Genomic DNA, 1,163 nt, shown 5'->3' with positions numbered 1-1,163 from the left:
TCACGCATACCGGTGCCTGCTGCTCGAAACGCTTCATCACCTCGTCAAACATCCCTTCGTACCCGTCGTCCTTGAACAGGTCGCCAGGTTACCAGGTTTGCCGCGCAAAGACCTTGAAAGGGCTGGCACTTAAAGTCCATTTCTGGCTGTCGCCGTGCGCCGATGCAAGTCGCACGCTCGAGACGTTCTCGGACGGTCGAAAGCGTATCTTCGCAGTCGCGGAAAGAAAAATGCGTGCTCGCCCCGGTCATCCGGTGCGACTTACCCGCGACGATTTTGTCACCGGTCGTTAGGCCGACGCCGCGTCGACACAGGCAATTCGAATCCTTACTGTCAACTGGTCTATCGTCGGCAACCAACAATAAACGCACGACCGTTCAATTGTTGCTAATTTCTTTTATGTAAAATTAAGAAGTCCTATCTATATTCCCGCACAGAAAGCGACTCACCAGAGCCTCGACTAAGGCGACATCGAAATCGGGGAGTCGCTCTTCCCCGTCAGAAAACACCTCAGCTGTCGCTCGGCCTCCAGGACCTCATGCAGTCGCGCGCTTGCGAGCTGGGCGTCATAGAGCGAAAGCAGCGTTTCGAAATCACTGATGACATCAGACGCAAGTCGCCATTCACCGGTCTCATGCGCGTGCGCCAGCGTGTTCCCAACAGCATATTCGGCGATCTTGAACTGCTCGGCCGGCAGATCTCCATAACCGGCGCGCTGCAGGTACCAGCTCAGGTACACCGCATGCATGAGCTCGTTGATCAGGTGATTGTTGCCGTGACCGTCACGGCATGCAACCAGAGCCAGATGACACAATAGTGAACGTTGACTGGCAGAGGACCGGTCCATCGGCAACAGAAGCGTTTTCGTCAGAGGCTTGCGGGCTTGGCTGCCGCGAGACTTGCTTTGCCTGAAGGACATTTTTGACGTTATGGCTGGGGAAGCGAGAAATTATAGCGAACCTCTGTCCGCGATGGTCCGTAGCCGACCCATTATGCGGACCGTCGACCCAGCGCGACATCTACGTCGGCTTTCAAGCTTGGATTCAACCGGTCGACGCAATACATTGATAAAACCGTTCGGCCGGTGTCTGGAAGTTTAGTGTTTTTCTTGGTCGCTCGTTGAGTCGCCTGGCGACCGCATTAAGTTTCGACTGCGAATACGT

General features: G+C 55.0%; 1 protein-coding gene and 1 pseudogene. Both read right to left on the bottom strand.

All coding sequences use genetic code 11. The features are described from left to right. Window positions 1-460: 460 nt before the first annotated feature. The gene (locus tag FSO04_RS45805; RefSeq protein WP_233465469.1) at window positions 461-919 is read right to left on the bottom strand and encodes a hypothetical protein; all 459 of its coding nucleotides are present in this window, start codon (window positions 917-919) and stop codon (window positions 461-463) included. A 124-nt stretch (window positions 920-1,043) separates the two neighbouring features. Beyond that, window positions 1,044-1,163, bottom strand: a pseudogene (locus FSO04_RS45800) (IS30 family transposase); the annotation flags it as partial.

Origin of the sequence: Paraburkholderia madseniana (genome assembly GCF_009690905.1) — a bacterium.
GTDB classification, from domain to species: Bacteria; Pseudomonadota; Gammaproteobacteria; order Burkholderiales; family Burkholderiaceae; genus Paraburkholderia; species Paraburkholderia madseniana.
The sequence above is the reverse complement of the archived record's forward strand: the minus strand, read 5'-3'. Positions and strand labels throughout refer to the sequence as shown.